The following is a 15,432-nucleotide window of genomic DNA, read 5'->3' on the forward strand; positions in this document are numbered from 1 at the left end:
AAGGTGGACGACCTTAGGAATTAGGGGTTAATATCTTTTATTAAACGTTTAAACGAGGTGTAGAGATGAATTTTTTTGATTTGACCGGTAAAGTGGCCATCGTGACAGGCGGTGCTGTAGGTCTTGGCGGCGGAATCTCTCTGGGATTAGCGCAAGCGGGCGCCGATATTGTTATCGTTACAAGCAATGACCGCAATAGAGAAACACAACAAAAGATCGAGGCTCTGGGACGTAAAGTTCATACGATCGTAGCGAACTTGTCCGACGAGAAGGAGCTGCCGCGCGTCGTCAGCGAAACGCTGTCCGCCTTCGGCAAAATCGATATTTTGGTTAACAATGCGGGCATTATTCGCCGTACGCCGGCTGCCGAGCATCCCGCTCAAGACTGGCATGACGTGATTAACCTGAACCTGAACGCTACGTTCTTCCTGTGTCAGCTGGTCGGCCGCGAAATGATCAAGCAAGGCTCCGGTAAAATCATCAACATCGCTTCCATGCTGAGCTTTCAAGGCGGCATTAATGTTCCCGGCTATACGGCATCTAAGCATGCTGTCGCAGGTATTACCAAAGCGTTGGCGAATGAATGGGCCAGCAAGGGAGTTCAAGTCAATGCGATCGCTCCGGGGTATATGGCTACCGACAACACCGCAGCTTTGCGCGCGGACGAAGAGCGCAGCTCGCAGATTCTGGTGCGTATCCCTGCCGGCCGTTGGGGGACTACGGAAGATTTGCAAGGACCGGCGGTATTCCTGGCTTCCTCCGCATCCGATTATATGAACGGTCACGTGCTCTGCGTTGACGGCGGGTGGATGAACCGCTAATGGCCGCACAACAGGGTTCCGCTCAAATGTTTCAGCCGGAGATTATTACCTTTGGGGAAACGATGGCGCTCATGATGCCGGCCGGCTCCAAAGGCATTGAATATTCGTCTCAATTTCAAGGCTTGTTCGGCGGTGCGGAGAGCAATGTGGCGATCGGCGTCGCTCGTCTCGGTCACCGCGTAGGCTGGTTCAGCCGCCTCGGCAAAGACCCTTTCGGCCGGATGATTCTGAAGAAAATCCGCGGCGAAGGCGTCGACGTCTCCCGCGTAGAGCTGACCACGGAAGCTCCGACCGGCATGATGCTTAGAGAAGTGGTCTCCGGCAAAACGTCGGTCTACTATTATCGCAAAAATTCGGCGGCCAGTACGCTGAAGCCGGAGCATCTCGATGAGGAGTATATCAAGCAGGCGAAATATTTGCATGTGACCGGCATTACGCCGGCGCTCAGCGAATCATGCCGCGCCGCCGCTATAGAAGCGATGCGCCTGGCGCGCAAGCACGGCGTCAAAGTATGCTTCGACCCGAACCTTCGTCTGAAGCTGTGGTCCATCGAGGAAGCGCGCGGGGTGCTGCTCGATATGGCCAAGGAAGCCGATTACTTCCTGCCGGGTCTGGACGAATTGAAGCTGCTCTATCAAACCGAGAGCTTCGAGGAGATCGTGAAGCATCTGAGCGAGCTTGACGCCGTCAGCATCGTCAAAGGCGGAGACGACGTCACGTATGTCGTCGAGAAGGGCGAAGTCAGCTCCGTGCCTTACTTCAAGGCGGAGCAGGTAGTGGATACGGTTGGCGCCGGAGACGGCTTCTGCGCCGGATTTATCGTCGGGCTGCTGAAGGGCTACAGCCATACCGAAGCCGTTCGCCTCGGCAATCTGATCGGCTGCATGGTCGTGCAGATGGAAGGCGACTGGGAGGGCATCCCGACCTGGGAGCAGGTTGAAGCGGTGCTGAACAATGTGAAGCACGTGGAACGATAAGCGAAGGAACGGAGAGAAGCCAGATGAAAAAATTGCAATTGCTTCAGCAAATGACAACCGAGGGCGTCGTAGCGGTGCTCCGCGGCGAGACGCCGGAGGAAGTCGTCGAGATGGCGGAGCAAGCCATCGAGGGCGGCATTAAGGTCATCGAAGTGACGATGACCGTGCCGTTCGCATTGCAAGCGATCGAGAAGCTTGCGAAGAAATATTCCAGCACGACGCAGGACCCGTCCAAATACGCCATCATCGGCGTAGGCACGGTACTGGACCCGGAGACGGCGCGTGCTGCGATTTTGAGCGGGTCCGAGTTCGTCGTAGGACCTTCGCTGAACCCGGTTACGGTAACGCTGTGCAACCGGTACCGCGTGCCTGTCATGCCCGGGGTGATGACGGTCCATGAGATCCAGCAGGCGCTGGAGCTCGGCGTGGACATCGTCAAGCTGTTCCCGGGCAACCTGTATTCGCCGGCGACGATTAAGGCGATCAAAGGCCCTATGCCGCAGGCGAACATCATGCCGACAGGCGGCGTGTCGCTCAGCAACTTGGCCGAGTGGGTGAAAGCCGGCGCCGTGGCGGTAGGGATCGGTTCCGATTTGACGACCGAGGCGGTCAAAGAGCGCAACTACAGCCTTGTTGCGAAGAAAGCGGCTCAATATATCGAAGCGTATCGCGCGGCTAAGCAATAATAGCGGCGCTCTAAAAAAGAAGGCCACCGTCATAGTAGTAGTAGACGGTGGCCTTTTGAGCTGTTAATTGAAGATTCCCCGAAAGTATAGCTTAATGGAGCGATCGAAGTTGATCGAAGGCAAGATTCCACTCGGATGTGGAACGCTTCGAATTAGATGCTCTTTCATGATTCGGTATGTACATGCTGACTGGCTGCCGGGGTTCGACCGACCACCGCGCAGCGGCGCAATGCGCGCGTTGGGTCGGCTCGCGGTCAGACACAAACTACCAGCAAAGAGCCAGGCGGATGCTAAAGCAAGACGAGGGTCCGGCCGGTTGGAATTGTAAGGTGATCCCGTTGGGATTAAACCCGACCGTATAGGGGGTACGGATTCCTGCCGTATGAATAAGATTTTTCACATCCTGAATTTTATTTTGGGCGGCGGATTCTTTTATTTGTTTGGCGAACCCGGGATTGAAAGCGACGCTGTTCATGAATTGATGCATTTCGGCGGCAGGCGTAAGCAGCTGCTTAGCCGCGTATTGAAATTGTTCCACATTGCCCGGGTCCGTTGTCGGCATAGGAACCCTTGTATACCAAGCGGGATAGGGCGAATACATAACCGGATAAGGATTTGAATAGAAAGGATAAGTCATACACTTTCACTCCTCCGTCAGCTGTTTCCTCCATAGTATATGGGTGCCGCCGGCGAAGGGTTCAATGATCCTAGAGGCTGCACGAAACGTAAGGGCATTAATCGCTGAACGAATGTGTGTGACGGGAACGGCAATGAAAATGCGTAAGGAAGTCCTTTGCACCTCGCCGTACGCATAACAAAAAATCCCGCAGGAACGCGAAGGCTCCTGTGGGATTTTTAACTTAAGCCAATGAACTTATTCGGTAGCGACCGATTGGTCGGCTTGCAGGTTCACCGGTGCGATACGCACGAAGCTGGTTTCAAGGTTCGCCAGCAAGTAAGCTGCTTTCTCGGCGGCTTCGGTTTGACCGGAAGCCAGCAGTTCTTGATGGTAGGCGCCGAGCAGTTCGTTCAGATCCTTGATGCTTTGTGGACCGACCGGCTCGATTTTCACTTTCGCGCCTTTGGCGATACGGCGTTCGATAGCCGCAATGTCCATACCCATTTCAGGGTTCAGACGTTGATAGATGACACCGCCGGTCATCCCTGCGCAAATCCATGGACCCGGATCGCCCAGTACGACGGCGCGGCCGTTGGTCATGTACTCGAACGCGAAGCCTTTCAGATTCGCGCGGGCAGCAAGACCGCCGAGCTCATCCTCAAGCGGAGACGTAATTTCGCCGCCGAAGACAACGTCTGCACCGGAGAAGCGGATGCAGGCGCGAGTATCCGCATTGCCCTGGATCAGGAACAAACCCTTTTGCGCACCGTATCCGAACGACTTACCTACGGAACCGTTGATGAACTGGCCGTGAGTGCCAGGCGATTTCAGAATCGCCACTTTACCGCCGAATGCCATTTTGCCGACGCCGTCTTCGGCACCGCCGTGAACGGTAATGTCGACGCCGCGGGCATTAAATGCGCCGAGGCCGTTACCGGGAACGGAACCGTCCGTCAATGTGAGCGATACCGGAGGCAATTCGTCATAGCTTCCGTCGAAACGGTCTCTGACGCGATGGCTGGCATAGCGGCTTCCCAAGATACGGGATTCCGCGTCCACTTTGGACCATCTGCGGCTGATTGGAGCGTCGAAGGACAAGGAATCCGGGAAAAATTCTTGACCTTCGGCACCGGCTGCGATACGGATATCGGAGGATACTGTAGCCGCTGCTTCCAGCTGAGCATCTTGAGCGGCAGCGAAGGAAAGCGGAGCCGGACGCAGGATGTCGGACAAGTCGATTTTATCCAGGCAGCTAATTTGCTGCAGCAGGTCGGAACGGCCGACAAGCTCTTGCGCGCTGGAGAAGCCGAGTTGAGCGACGATCTCGCGGATTTCTTGACCCATGCCTCCGTACAGGCGAACGAGGGAATCGACCGCCGTTTCAAAGACGCGCGGCACGAAGCGGCGAAGACCTTTTTCTTCGGCTTCCTCCATCGAGTCGATTTGCGTTGCGATACCGACGTGGCAAGTGTCCAGATGGCAGCCGCGGCAGGTGGTGCAGCCGATAGCCTGCATGGAAATACTGCCGAATCCGCAGCGGTTGGCGCCGAGCATCATCATTTTGACCACGTCTGCGCCGGATTTCAAGCCGCCGTCGGACCACAGCTCGACTTTGTGACGAAGTCCTGCTTCGATCAAAGCGACGTGAGCCAATTTCGTACCGATTTCGGTAGGCAGGCCTACATGCGTCAAGGAGTGGATACGAGCCGCACCGGTACCGCCGTCGAAGCCGGACAGCGTAATGACGTCTGCACCCGCTTTGGCAACACCTACGGCAATCGTACCGATACCCGGAACGACAGGAACTTTAACATTGATTTTGGCTTTGCGGCCGCTTGCTTCTTTCAGCTCGGAGATGATTTGCGCCAAATCCTCGATAGAGTAAATATCGTGGTTGTTGGACGGCGAGATCAAGTCGGAACCGATCGTAGCGTTACGGGCTGCCGCGATCTTGGCTGTAACCTTGGAGCCCGGCAGGTGACCGCCTTCGCCCGGTTTTGCGCCTTGACCGATTTTGATTTCGAGGAAGGCTACGGCATTAGCCAATTCCACGTTGATGCCGAAACGTCCGGATGCGACTTGCGCGCCGCGCGTTCTTTTGTAACGGCCGAGCATATCTTTAATCTCTCCGCCTTCGCCGTTCATGGTGACCATGTTCAGACGCTCGCCGGCTTCCGCATAAGCGCGGAACGCGGTTTCGTTCTGGGAACCGAACGACATGGAGGAGATCAGCATTGGCAAATCGTGACCGCCGATACCGATATCGACTTGAGCAGGGTCCAGAGGCTTGCGGCCTTCCTGATGCGACTTGTCAAAGTTGAAGTCGGCAACGTGACGGATGGAAATCGGATTGCGTTTTTCTTCTTCGCGCAGCTTATCGCGGTAGTCGCTGTAAGGCGCCGTTCCTGCAGCCGCCTCGCCCAGAGCCTTCCACATCCGTTGGAAAAAGTGGAAATTGCGGGCCGCTTTGGCTTTCGGATTCGAGAAGTCCATATGACGGGCTTCCGCGTCCTTCTCCAGCTCGGCAAAGCCGGTACCTGCGTTATCGCTGCCCAAGTAGTTGACGATATCCAGCACATCGGATACTTCCGGCTTCAGGCCGATCGACGAGAAGAAGCGGGTGTAACCGCGCAGCTCGTGCGTACCGATGGTGGAGATCACTTTCTCCAAGCCTTTGGTCAAAGCGGCGTACACTTTGCGTGCGGCCGGAGCACCGTTCTTGTTTGCGGCTGTAGCAAACAGCAAGTACGGAGATACGATATCGACGCCAAGACCGCAGGCAACCGCGATATCATGCAGATTGCGGATAGCGCCCGTGCGCAGCACAACGGTCGTTTGACGGCGCAGGTTGTCGCCGAGCGACAATTTTTCCGCGCGAAGTGCGATGTCGACTTTGGAAACGGCCAGATGCGGGTCCATGAACAGACGGTCGTTTTGATGCGTACCGGCGTCGTCCAGAATGAGCAGCACGGAACCGTTCTTCACCGCAGCGATAGCATCGGCGGCCAGTTGGTCCAAAGCGTCCTTCAAGGATGTTCCGCGGGCGAACGTAAGCGACAGCGTCGTTACGGCTTGCTCGCCTTGCGCTGTGAACAAAGCGCGCAGCTGCTCAAAGCTTGGTTGCCCGATCTCTGCCAAGGAGTCGATGCCGTTGCTGCCTTCCAATACAAGCGGCGTCAGCAGCTCGACGCGGAGGCGGGAGTCCGGCTGTCCGTATACTTTCGGACGAGGACCGACAACGACGCGGGTGGAGAAATGCTCCATTTCGCGGTCGCGGTCAATCGCAGGGTTCGTTACGACGGCTACGCTCTCTTTGATGAAGTCGGGAATATTCTGGCGCTCCCAGTTAATACATGCATGCGGTCCGTCATGGCCTAAGGAACGAATCGGTTCTGCACCGGTTTCGGACATCGTTTCGATCATTTGGATGCCTTCGCGGTCCCAGCCAAATGAGCTGTACAGCGCATCGGTAACGACAACATCTTCCTGAGCGGCCGCTTCGATTGCAGGCAATTCATCCTTCAGATGCTTGCGCATGCCTTGGAACTGAATTCGTTTGCTGGCACGCTCGTACACCAGATCTTGCACGGCGGAATACGGGATGACTTGGACGTGCTCGCCCGGCGTAAGGATGACGCCGACTTTTTCGCCCGGAGCGATCGGTTTCGGATCGGCTACCATCTCGTCAACCGTAATGACGCCTTGCTCGGAGGAGAAGTACAGCGATGTTTCGCTCTCTACCATCCATACCGGACGAAGACCGAGCGCATCGACGCTGAAAATACATTCATTGCCGTAGCGGGATACGATACCGGCCGGGCCTTGAGCGTAATGGCCCCAAATTTGACGATAATATACATAAAGGTCTTGCAACTCAGGACGGAATTGTTTCATTTCGTTGATAATAGGAGGGAATACGACTTCCATAGCTTCAAACAGACTGATGCCGAAGCGGTGAATGAAGGTCTCGATCGTGCGGTTCATGTCTTGGGAGTCGCTGCCGCTCTCAACGAGCTGGACGCCGACCATGTCCGCCTCAAGGCGCATTTTCTTCACCGTATTGATTTCTCCGTTATGGCCGAGCAACGAGAACGGTTGTACACGGAAGAAGCTGGATTGCGTGTTGGTGGAATAACGGTTGTGACCGATGGTGACTTGAGCAGCAAACAACGGATCGCGGGTATCGTTGTAGTATTTAGGAAGAATGCTGGCGGCGCCCATCACTTTGTAAGCGGCGGTTACGTTGCTGAGGGTAGCTACGTGCACGGTATAGCGGTTTTCGATAGCTACGTGAAGCTCGAACAGATGGTCCGCCACTACAACTTCTTTCTTGTCACAGATCGCGGCGATTTGCCAGAAGGTAGGCTCGTCGTTGCGGCCGTTCTCGCCAAGCACGCTGCTGTCGACCTGATTTTCTTGTTCCATTATAATGGAAACCTCGAATTGGGCGAACAGCTCGCGAATGCCTTGCTGCATGTCGGCCACCGAAATATCCAGTTTGCGAGGAACGAAGATATGGGCGACAGAGAAACGCTCGTCATAAGCGAGTTTGCCGTCCAGACCGGCATCCGTCAATTTTTTCTCCCAAAGCGCTCTTGGAATGTCGGTCAAAATACCGCATCCGTCGCCTTCGCCGTTAATAAAGCCCGAACGATGTTCCATTTTGACAAGGGCATCAATCGTTTTCTGAATATTATCGCGAGATGGGAAACCGTCCTTCTCTACGATGCAGATGATACCGCAGCTGTCGTGCTCAGTACCTAACAAATTCTGAAAACGGCCTTCGTTACGCATTATTTCATTCATTTTTGTGGTCAGCAGGCTGACCGTCACCTCCCATAAAAAGTATGCGGGTCTAAATCGTCTTAAGCAAGGTTTGTTCATGTTCTTGCGGCGATAACAAAGCAGACTCAATTCATCCAATACATTACATTGCATGTAATGTATAAAAATTCATTTTTTCTGCATAATTAGGCTCCGCTGCTGCTTGTCGTAGGCGCTGTAAAGCGTTGGTGTGCGAGGCAACAAAAAAATAAAATGTGCCCACCTCGTCAAAATGAGCGCATATCGATACGGCCAACATGCCAAAAACCTTATGAATTAGCCGATTTTATTACAAATAAAGTATTTATAGAATATCACGAAATTGCTGGTTGCACAATAGAACTTTGAATGGAAACGGGCCCTGTAAGCGCTGTCTATTTTGCATAATTGGTGAATAAAGGCAAAAAACTCACATTTATGGCATGTTTATAAAAGCGAACAAAACATTACATGGACAAGGCGAAAGTTCGTTTTTTATTTGAAAAAAGCTGACATGGGAAATATCAGCATATTTGGTACCAGTATGTTGTAAATATTTTTACCATTTAAAAATAACCATTATTTACTGAAAAAATCATCTTTGGAGAAAAAAACTCTGAAAATAACGGAGCCGAGTGCAGATTCGCCCAATAGGACGTCCGCCCACGACTGCGAAGATGAACCGATTGCGGAAAAAAGAATCTCCCCAATTGTTCTATGTCCTCAAATGTTACATCGGTCCGCTGCGGTTGCGTGGGCGCTGCTTTATTAGATTATGCTGCGGCCGCACACATCGTTCTTATCCCGGCGGCGGACATTTCATTTAAGACGGTGGTGTTAAAAAAAGAACCGCCGCGGGAAGCGGCGATTCATTGCATTATTTTTTCTATTCGGTTTGTTCCGGCTGTGTCCGGCCTCGGGCTACTTGTGCGCCCCGCTGCCGGCGGCGGACATCACTGAGAACGCTCGTCCGGCCGCTTCGATCGTCTCGGCGATATCGGCTTCGGTATGAGCCGTCGTCATGAACCATGCCTCATACTTGGACGGAGCGAGGCAGATGCCCTGCTCCAGCATGAGCCGGAAAAAGCGGGCGAATTGCTCGCCGTCCGTATTCTGCGCTTCATCATAATCGGTCACCGGATGATCGCAGAAATGGGTGGAGAGAGCGCCGCGAATACGGTTGATCGTCAGCGCGATGCCGTGCTCGCGCGCGGCTTCGGCCAGGCCGGCCTCGAGCCGGGCGGCCAGCCGATCGAGCCGGTCGTACACTCCCGGCTCGGCAAGCGCCTGCAGGCATGCGATGCCTGCGGAGATCGAAGCAGGGTTGCCCGCCATCGTCCCGGCTTGATAAGCCGGGCCCAAGGGCGCTACCTGCTCCATGATGTCCTTGCGGCCCCCATAGGCCCCGATCGGCAGCCCGCCGCCGATGATTTTGCCGAGGGCCGTCAAGTCGGGCTCGATGGCCGCGAGGCTCGGCGCCTGAAGGCCATCGAACGTTTGCGCCGCTCCGTAATGGAAGCGGAACGCAGTGATCACCTCGTCGTAGATGACGAGGGAGCCGTGGCTGCGGGCGGCGGCGCACAGCCCTTCGAGGAAACCGGGCTTCGGCATGACCATGCCGAAGTTGCCGACGATGGGCTCGACCATCACCGCCGCGACGTCTTCGCCCCAACGCTCAAGCGCCGCGTGCAGCGCTTCGAGGTTGTTGAACGGCACCGTGATGACCTCGCTGGCGATACTCATCGGAATGCCGGCGCTGTCCGGGATGCCGAGGGTCGACGGGCCCGACCCCGCGGCGACAAGCACCAGATCGGAATGGCCGTGGTAGCAGCCGGCAAATTTGATGATCTTGTTGCGTCCGGAATAAGCTCGGGCCACCCGGATCGTCGTCATGACGGCCTCGGTGCCGGAGTTGACGAAGCGCACTTTATCGAGCGACGGAATCGCCGATTTGATCATGCGAGCGAACTCGATTTCAAGCTCCGTCGGCGTGCCGTACAGCGTGCCGTTTTCGGCGGCGCGGCATATTGCGGCGGTCACTTGCGGATGGCCGTGACCCAGGATGATCGGGCCGTAGGCCGCTAAATAATCGATATAGCGGTTGCCGTCCTCATCCCAGAAGTAAGCGCCCTGCCCGCGCTTCATGAAGACGGGCGCGCCTCCTCCGACGGCCTTGAAGGAACGGGAGGGGCTGTTCACCCCGCCGACGATATGCTGCAGCGCTTCTTTATAAAGCGCCTCCGAACGAGGCCGGTTTTTTGTTTGTATGGATGGCGATGTCATAAATAAGGACTCCTTTTCTTACCGCATCAGAATGTTTAAGATATTTACAGCGACAAATCGCGTATGAACAGCGGTTGGATTGGCGATAAAAATTTCCGCTAAGAAGCGGTCGCGCCTCTTTGAAAAGGACGTCGAAAGACGGTTTCCTCAAAGGCATGGGCCGTGCAGCCGGGACTGCTCTTAATGCAGCAGCAGCCCTTTGACGATAATGACCGCTTGGCCTTGGATAAGCACGCGTTCTCCCGACAGCCTGAGCTTCAGCTCGCCGGTCCGGGACGAGAGCTGTCTGGCTTTGAACTGGGTTTTGCCGAGCTTCTCCTTCCAGTACGGAGCCAGCGCGCAGTGAGCCGATCCGGTGACCGGGTCCTCATCGATGCCGAGGGCCGGGAAGAAGCAGCGGGAGACGAAATCGACCTCCGGATCGTCCGCCGGGCTTGTTACGATCAGGCCTCTTCCGGGCAGCTCCTTAAGCGCTCTGAAATCCGGCCGAAACTCCCGCACCGCCTGCTCGCTTGGAAGCTCGATCAAATAATCCATCCGGTTCTTGTATACGGCCCTCGGTTCGAAACCTATCGCTTCCGCTAACTGCGGCGGGGCCTCGCAAGGAGATACGGGTTCCGCCGGGAAATTCAGCTCGATGCCGCCGTCGACTCTCTTGGCGGTCAGCAGGCCGCTGCGCGTATGGAAGCGAAGCTGCTCGATCCGGTAGGCAACGCCGCTTTCCCACAGCACCTGAGCGCTGGCCAAGGTCGCGTGCCCGCATAAATCCACTTCTCCCGCCGGAGTAAACCAACGCAAACGGTAGTTGCCGACTTGATCCATCGGACATAGAAAGGCGGTCTCGGACAAGTTCATCTCGGCCGCAACCTTCCTAAGCCATTTATCGTCGGGAGGGAATTCCTGTACCACGCATACCGCCGCGGGGTTTCCTGAAAAAGGGGAGGAGGTAAAGGCATCAACCGTATAAATAGGAATCATTCCGAACATCTCCTTCAAATTAAGATGCAGTTCCTTAAGCGATGGCCGACAAAGTGCTTCTCTCTATTATATTGTAAATGCCCGTTTTCTGAAAATGAAGGAAAAAGGAACCTGAGCTTGGATCGCATCTCAAGGTTCCTCTAAGCGAATATGCGGCTGCTTGCCCAGCGGCTACCGGTAGACGGAACCGCTGGGAGTACTTGACAAGATGGCCGATCCGCTGCTTTTACTGGTCGTAGGACCGCTCTTCGGCTTCTCCTTGGAAGCGGGAACGGGACTCGTTTCGTCCGAGTTTTGCTCGTCGAACAAGTTGCGGATGTAAGCCTGCAGTTTATCTTTATTGACGGACAGCACTTCCGCGCCGCCGACGCGCTTTTCGAGCAGCAGCCCGGACGGAGGAATTTGTTCGCTGGCCATGCCTTCCGTCTTGGCTTCATAGCCGAGCGTACCGAGCTTCAGCATATCGGTCATTGACAAATTCGTTTCGATATAAGGATCGATGCTGTTCAAAACTTTGGGCAGTCTGATTAACGACGCCGTCGACTGCATTTTATCCACGACCGCTTGTATGAATTTACGCTGCCGTTCCGTTCGGGCGAAATCGCTCAACGCATCGTGGCGGAACCGGACATATTGCAGCGCCGTATTGCCGTTCAGATGCTGCATCCCTTTTTTTAAATTAATATCGTATTCGTGGCCGTCCTCGGAGTCGGAATATTTCATATCCTTCTCGACGTCGATATCGATCCCTCCGATGGCATCCACTAAAGCGATAAAGCCTTTAAAATCGGTATATACATAATATTGAATAGGAATGCCGAGCAGATCGCTGACCGTCTTCATCGCCAGGTTCGGTCCGCCTAACGCCAAAGCCGCATTGATGCGGTCTTCCCCTTGACCCGGAATTTTGACATACGTGTCGCGAAGAATAGAGAACAGATACGCTTTTTTCGTTATCGGATCGATAGAAGCGACCATTAGCGTGTCCGATCGGGGAATTTCATTTTTTTTCAGTCCGCGGGAATCCCCTCCCAGAAGCAGGACATTGACGCGCTGTTTGCCTTCCCATTTGGGCGGCGTATAGGTTTCGGATACTTTCGTCGTGTTTTGGGCCGTAACCCCGCTAAACAGCTTGGTATTCTCGGGTTTGGACTGAATGTTATTGGCGAAATGCAAAAAAGCGTATGTATAATACCCGGTTCCTACCAGCAGCAGGAGCAGCGCCGCGAACAGCGTCCATTTGATTTTTTTGACCATCTCATCCGATCCTTTCCTTGAAGTTGTCAGTCGCTTTCCCTTTGCAAACGGTTCGTGTATGATAACGTGTATAGGTTTTGAAGATGCTGCAGGAACATGCATGGTTGATCTAGGAAAGAGTGGAATCCCCGTCGCAATATGTAAAAGATTGGGGCTGGCAGTCGAACTTCATTGGCCGCATAAACCCGAAATGATTCGGGAAGCGCTACTTTCATTATAATTTGATCTGTTTCCTTATAGCAAGTTTCGCCATGTTCTGACAAACAAGCATCGCTACAAACATCTAATTGTATAAGCAGGAGGGAATCATGCAAGCTATCGAAGTGCGCAACCTTCGCAAGGAATTCAGAGTGCAGAAAAACCGCGAAGGTCTTAAAGGTGCCGTCCAAGACCTGTTTAGACGTGAGTATAACCAAGTGCGGGCGGTTAAAGACATTAGCTTCCAAATTCCCAAAGGGGAAATATGCGGTTATATCGGCGAGAACGGAGCGGGCAAATCGACTACGATCAAAATGCTTACCGGTATTTTGGTGCCTACATCCGGCGATATCCGCGTCAACGGCTACATTCCGTTTCAGGAGCGCGAGAAGTTCGTCCGCGGCATCGGCGTCGTGTTCGGTCAGCGCAGCCAGCTATGGTGGGATATCGGAGTGATCGAATCGTTCCAGCTGCTGAAAAAGGTTTACCGCGTACCGGAGGCCGATTTCAAGAAACGGCTGGACGAGCTGGTCGAGCGGCTGCAATTATCGGAGCTATTGGCCCGTCCGGTCCGGAAGCTCAGCTTGGGACAGCGGATGCGCTGTGAGCTCGCGGCCTCGCTGCTGCACAATCCGCAAATCGTATTCCTCGATGAGCCGACGATAGGTCTCGATATCGTGGTGAAGACGGAAATCCGCGAATTTCTGAAACAGATGAATCAGCGGTACGAAACGACGATTTTGCTCACCACCCACGACTTGCAGGATATCGAGGCGCTGTGCTCCCGCGTCATTATGCTCGATGACGGCCGCATCATTTATGACGGCGGCTTGGAGGAGCTTAAGGCCAAGTGGGGTAAGGGCAAGGAAGTGATCCTGCAGTTCGCCGAGGCCGTATCGATCGAGCGGCTGCGCGAGCTGACGCAAGGTCTCGAAGTCCAGTGGTCGCTGGATAACGAGCTGACGGCCAAGGTTTGGATTCCGCAGCAGCGCGCCAACGTATCGGAGGTGCTGAGCCGCGTAGTGAGCGTCACGTCGATCGAAGACATCAAGATTGTTGAGACGAACACGGACGACATTGTCAGAGAAATTTACCAATCCGGCTCGGCTGAGACGAAGCAGGCGAGAGAAGCGGCTGCGGCGCAGGAAGAGGAAGTGCACCGTCATGCTTAGCGCTTATGTCGACATGATCCGCATCCGGTTTTTGATGATGCTCGCTTACCGGGTCAATTACTACAGCGGCATTATTATTTATGCTCTGAATATCGGAGCGTATTATTTTCTGTGGAAGGCGATCTACGGCGCGAGCGAAGAGCTGGGCGGCATGACCGTAGGCCAGATGACGACCTATGTCGCCGTCTCCTGGATGGCTCGGGCGTTTTACTTCAACAATCTGGACCGCGAAATTGCGAACGAGATCAAGGACGGCAGCGTAGCCGTGCAATTCATAAGGCCTTACAACTATATCATTGTCAAAATGATGCAGGGCTTCGGCGAAGGCATCTTCCGCCTCCTGCTGTTTTCTACGCCGGGCATGGTCATCGTATCGTTTTTGTTCCCGGTCAAGCTGCCTACGGACCCCGGAGTATGGGGCGTTTTCCTGGTCATGCTGCTGTTTAGCTTCCTGATCAATTCTCAGATTAACATCATTACGGGTTTGTTCGCGTTTTTTCTTGAAAATAATGAAGGCATGATGCGCATGAAGCGGGTTGCCGTCGATCTGTTCTCCGGGCTCGTCATCCCGATGTCGTTTTTCCCCGGCTGGGCCGAAGGGCTGCTGAAGCTGCTGCCGTTTCAGGCGATTACCTATTTGCCGAGCGCCGTGTTTACGGGCAAAGTAGCGGGCGGGGCGGTATACGAAGTGCTCGGCGTACAGCTGCTCTGGTTCGCGCTGCTGATCATCCCGTTGTTCTTATTGTGGCGCAGCGCGCGGAAGCGGCTGTTTGTGCAGGGAGGGTAAAGAACGATGTTTTATGCCGGGCTGTTTATCGATTATTTGAAAAATTATATGAAAACGAGAATGGAATACCGCTCCGACTTTTGGATCGAAGTGTTATCCGATCTGCTGTTTAACGGGTTAAACTTATTTTTCATCCTCGTCGTATTTCAGCATACGCAGCAAATCGGATCGTGGAACGAGCAGCAGGTTATGTTCATCTATGGATACTTTATGGTTCCTTACGGTATTTTTATTACCTTTTTTAATCTGTGGAATTTTAGCGAGAGGTACATCGTCAAAGGGGAAATGGACCGGATTTTAACGCGTCCGGCGTACAATCTGATTCAGCTGATGTTGGAAAATATCGACCCGTCGTCGCTGTTCAGCGCCTTGACCGGCTTTGTTATTATGGTGTTTTCCTGGTCGCAGCTCGGGCTGGGGTTAACCTGGTACGATCCGTTCGTGTTCGTGCTGCTGGTGGCCGGCTCCATTATGATTTACGGCGGAGTATATATTTTCTTCACGGCGTTGTCGTTTTTCTCCGATTCGCCGACCGGAATCCTGCCGCTGCTGTGGAATTTGCAAAACTACGGCCGCTACCCGATGACGATCTACAACAAGCTTATCGGCGTGCTGCTGACGTGGGTGCTGCCGTTCGGCTTCGTCGGATTTTATCCCGCAGCGTACTTCCTGGACCGGCAAAACTGGGGGACGTTCGCTCTGCTCACCCCGGTCGTCGGGATCGTATTCCTGACGGTGGCGCTCCTGGTGTGGAACTTTGGGGTTAAACGCTACCGCGGCGCCGGCTCCTAATCTACTTCACATGAAAGTACGCAAAGGCTGCCGCCTTCTGCTCTTCGTACCGCATCTCC

The 15,432-nt window shown here is 54.3% G+C and carries 11 protein-coding genes; 6 read left to right on the plus strand and 5 right to left on the minus strand.

The window, feature by feature from the left end; translation table 11 throughout:
• The first annotated feature begins 65 nt into the window (after positions 1 to 65).
• From kduD to N0M98_RS24985, 3 genes are read left to right on the plus strand one after another with little or no spacing between them, the layout of a single operon-like run.
• The gene (gene kduD / locus N0M98_RS24975) at positions 66 to 821 is read left to right on the plus strand and encodes a 2-dehydro-3-deoxy-D-gluconate 5-dehydrogenase KduD (protein WP_259619499.1); all 756 of its coding nucleotides are present in this window, start codon (positions 66 to 68) and stop codon (positions 819 to 821) included.
• Positions 821 to 1,798 carry a sugar kinase gene (locus N0M98_RS24980; protein WP_249865966.1) on the plus strand — a complete coding sequence of 326 codons (978 nt, stop codon included), beginning with the start codon at positions 821 to 823 and terminating at the stop codon, positions 1,796 to 1,798. The genes kduD and N0M98_RS24980 overlap by 1 nt, the downstream gene beginning before the upstream one ends.
• Positions 1,799 to 1,821: 23 nt before the next feature.
• Positions 1,822 to 2,484, plus strand: coding sequence for a bifunctional 2-keto-4-hydroxyglutarate aldolase/2-keto-3-deoxy-6-phosphogluconate aldolase (locus N0M98_RS24985; RefSeq protein WP_259619500.1), 663 nt, complete (start codon positions 1,822 to 1,824; stop codon positions 2,482 to 2,484).
• A 265-nt stretch (positions 2,485 to 2,749) separates the two neighbouring features.
• On the opposite strand, the gene N0M98_RS24990 is transcribed toward N0M98_RS24985, so the two are convergent.
• From N0M98_RS24990 to N0M98_RS25010, 5 genes are all read right to left on the minus strand, one after another.
• Positions 2,750 to 3,121 (minus strand): YuzC family spore coat inner layer protein, encoded by a 372-nt coding sequence (locus N0M98_RS24990; protein WP_259619501.1) that lies wholly within the window; start codon positions 3,119 to 3,121, stop codon positions 2,750 to 2,752.
• A 237-nt stretch (positions 3,122 to 3,358) separates the two neighbouring features.
• Positions 3,359 to 7,897, minus strand: coding sequence for a glutamate synthase-related protein (locus N0M98_RS24995; RefSeq protein ID WP_259619519.1), 4,539 nt, complete (start codon positions 7,895 to 7,897; stop codon positions 3,359 to 3,361).
• A 930-nt stretch (positions 7,898 to 8,827) separates the two neighbouring features.
• Positions 8,828 to 10,189: a glutamate-1-semialdehyde 2,1-aminomutase gene (locus tag N0M98_RS25000; protein ID WP_259619502.1), complete on the minus strand. Its 1,362-nt coding sequence runs from the start codon at positions 10,187 to 10,189 to the stop codon at positions 8,828 to 8,830.
• Positions 10,190 to 10,369: 180 nt separating this feature from the next.
• Positions 10,370 to 11,167 carry a PhzF family protein gene (locus N0M98_RS25005; RefSeq protein WP_249865962.1) on the minus strand — a complete coding sequence of 266 codons (798 nt, stop codon included), beginning with the start codon at positions 11,165 to 11,167 and terminating at the stop codon, positions 10,370 to 10,372.
• 171 nt (positions 11,168 to 11,338) lie between these two features.
• Positions 11,339 to 12,424: an LCP family protein gene (locus tag N0M98_RS25010; protein WP_249865961.1), complete on the minus strand. Its 1,086-nt coding sequence runs from the start codon at positions 12,422 to 12,424 to the stop codon at positions 11,339 to 11,341.
• 308 nt (positions 12,425 to 12,732) lie between these two features.
• Here N0M98_RS25010 and N0M98_RS25015 point away from each other — a divergent pair, with 308 nt between their 5' ends.
• From N0M98_RS25015 to N0M98_RS25025, 3 genes are read left to right on the plus strand one after another with little or no spacing between them, the layout of a single operon-like run.
• Positions 12,733 to 13,794: an ABC transporter ATP-binding protein gene (locus N0M98_RS25015; RefSeq protein WP_249865960.1), complete on the plus strand. Its 1,062-nt coding sequence runs from the start codon at positions 12,733 to 12,735 to the stop codon at positions 13,792 to 13,794.
• Positions 13,787 to 14,581 (plus strand): ABC transporter permease, encoded by a 795-nt coding sequence (locus N0M98_RS25020; protein WP_249865959.1) that lies wholly within the window; start codon positions 13,787 to 13,789, stop codon positions 14,579 to 14,581. Before N0M98_RS25015 ends, N0M98_RS25020 begins: the two co-directional genes overlap by 8 nt.
• Before the next feature lie 6 nt (positions 14,582 to 14,587).
• On the plus strand, positions 14,588 to 15,373 hold the full coding sequence (locus tag N0M98_RS25025) for an ABC transporter permease (protein ID WP_249865958.1): 786 nt from the start codon (positions 14,588 to 14,590) through the stop codon (positions 15,371 to 15,373).
• The last annotated feature ends 59 nt before the right edge of the window (positions 15,374 to 15,432 follow it).

The sequence above is a fragment of the Paenibacillus doosanensis genome (assembly GCF_025060755.1).
GTDB lineage: Bacteria > Bacillota > Bacilli > Paenibacillales > NBRC-103111 > Paenibacillus_S > Paenibacillus_S doosanensis.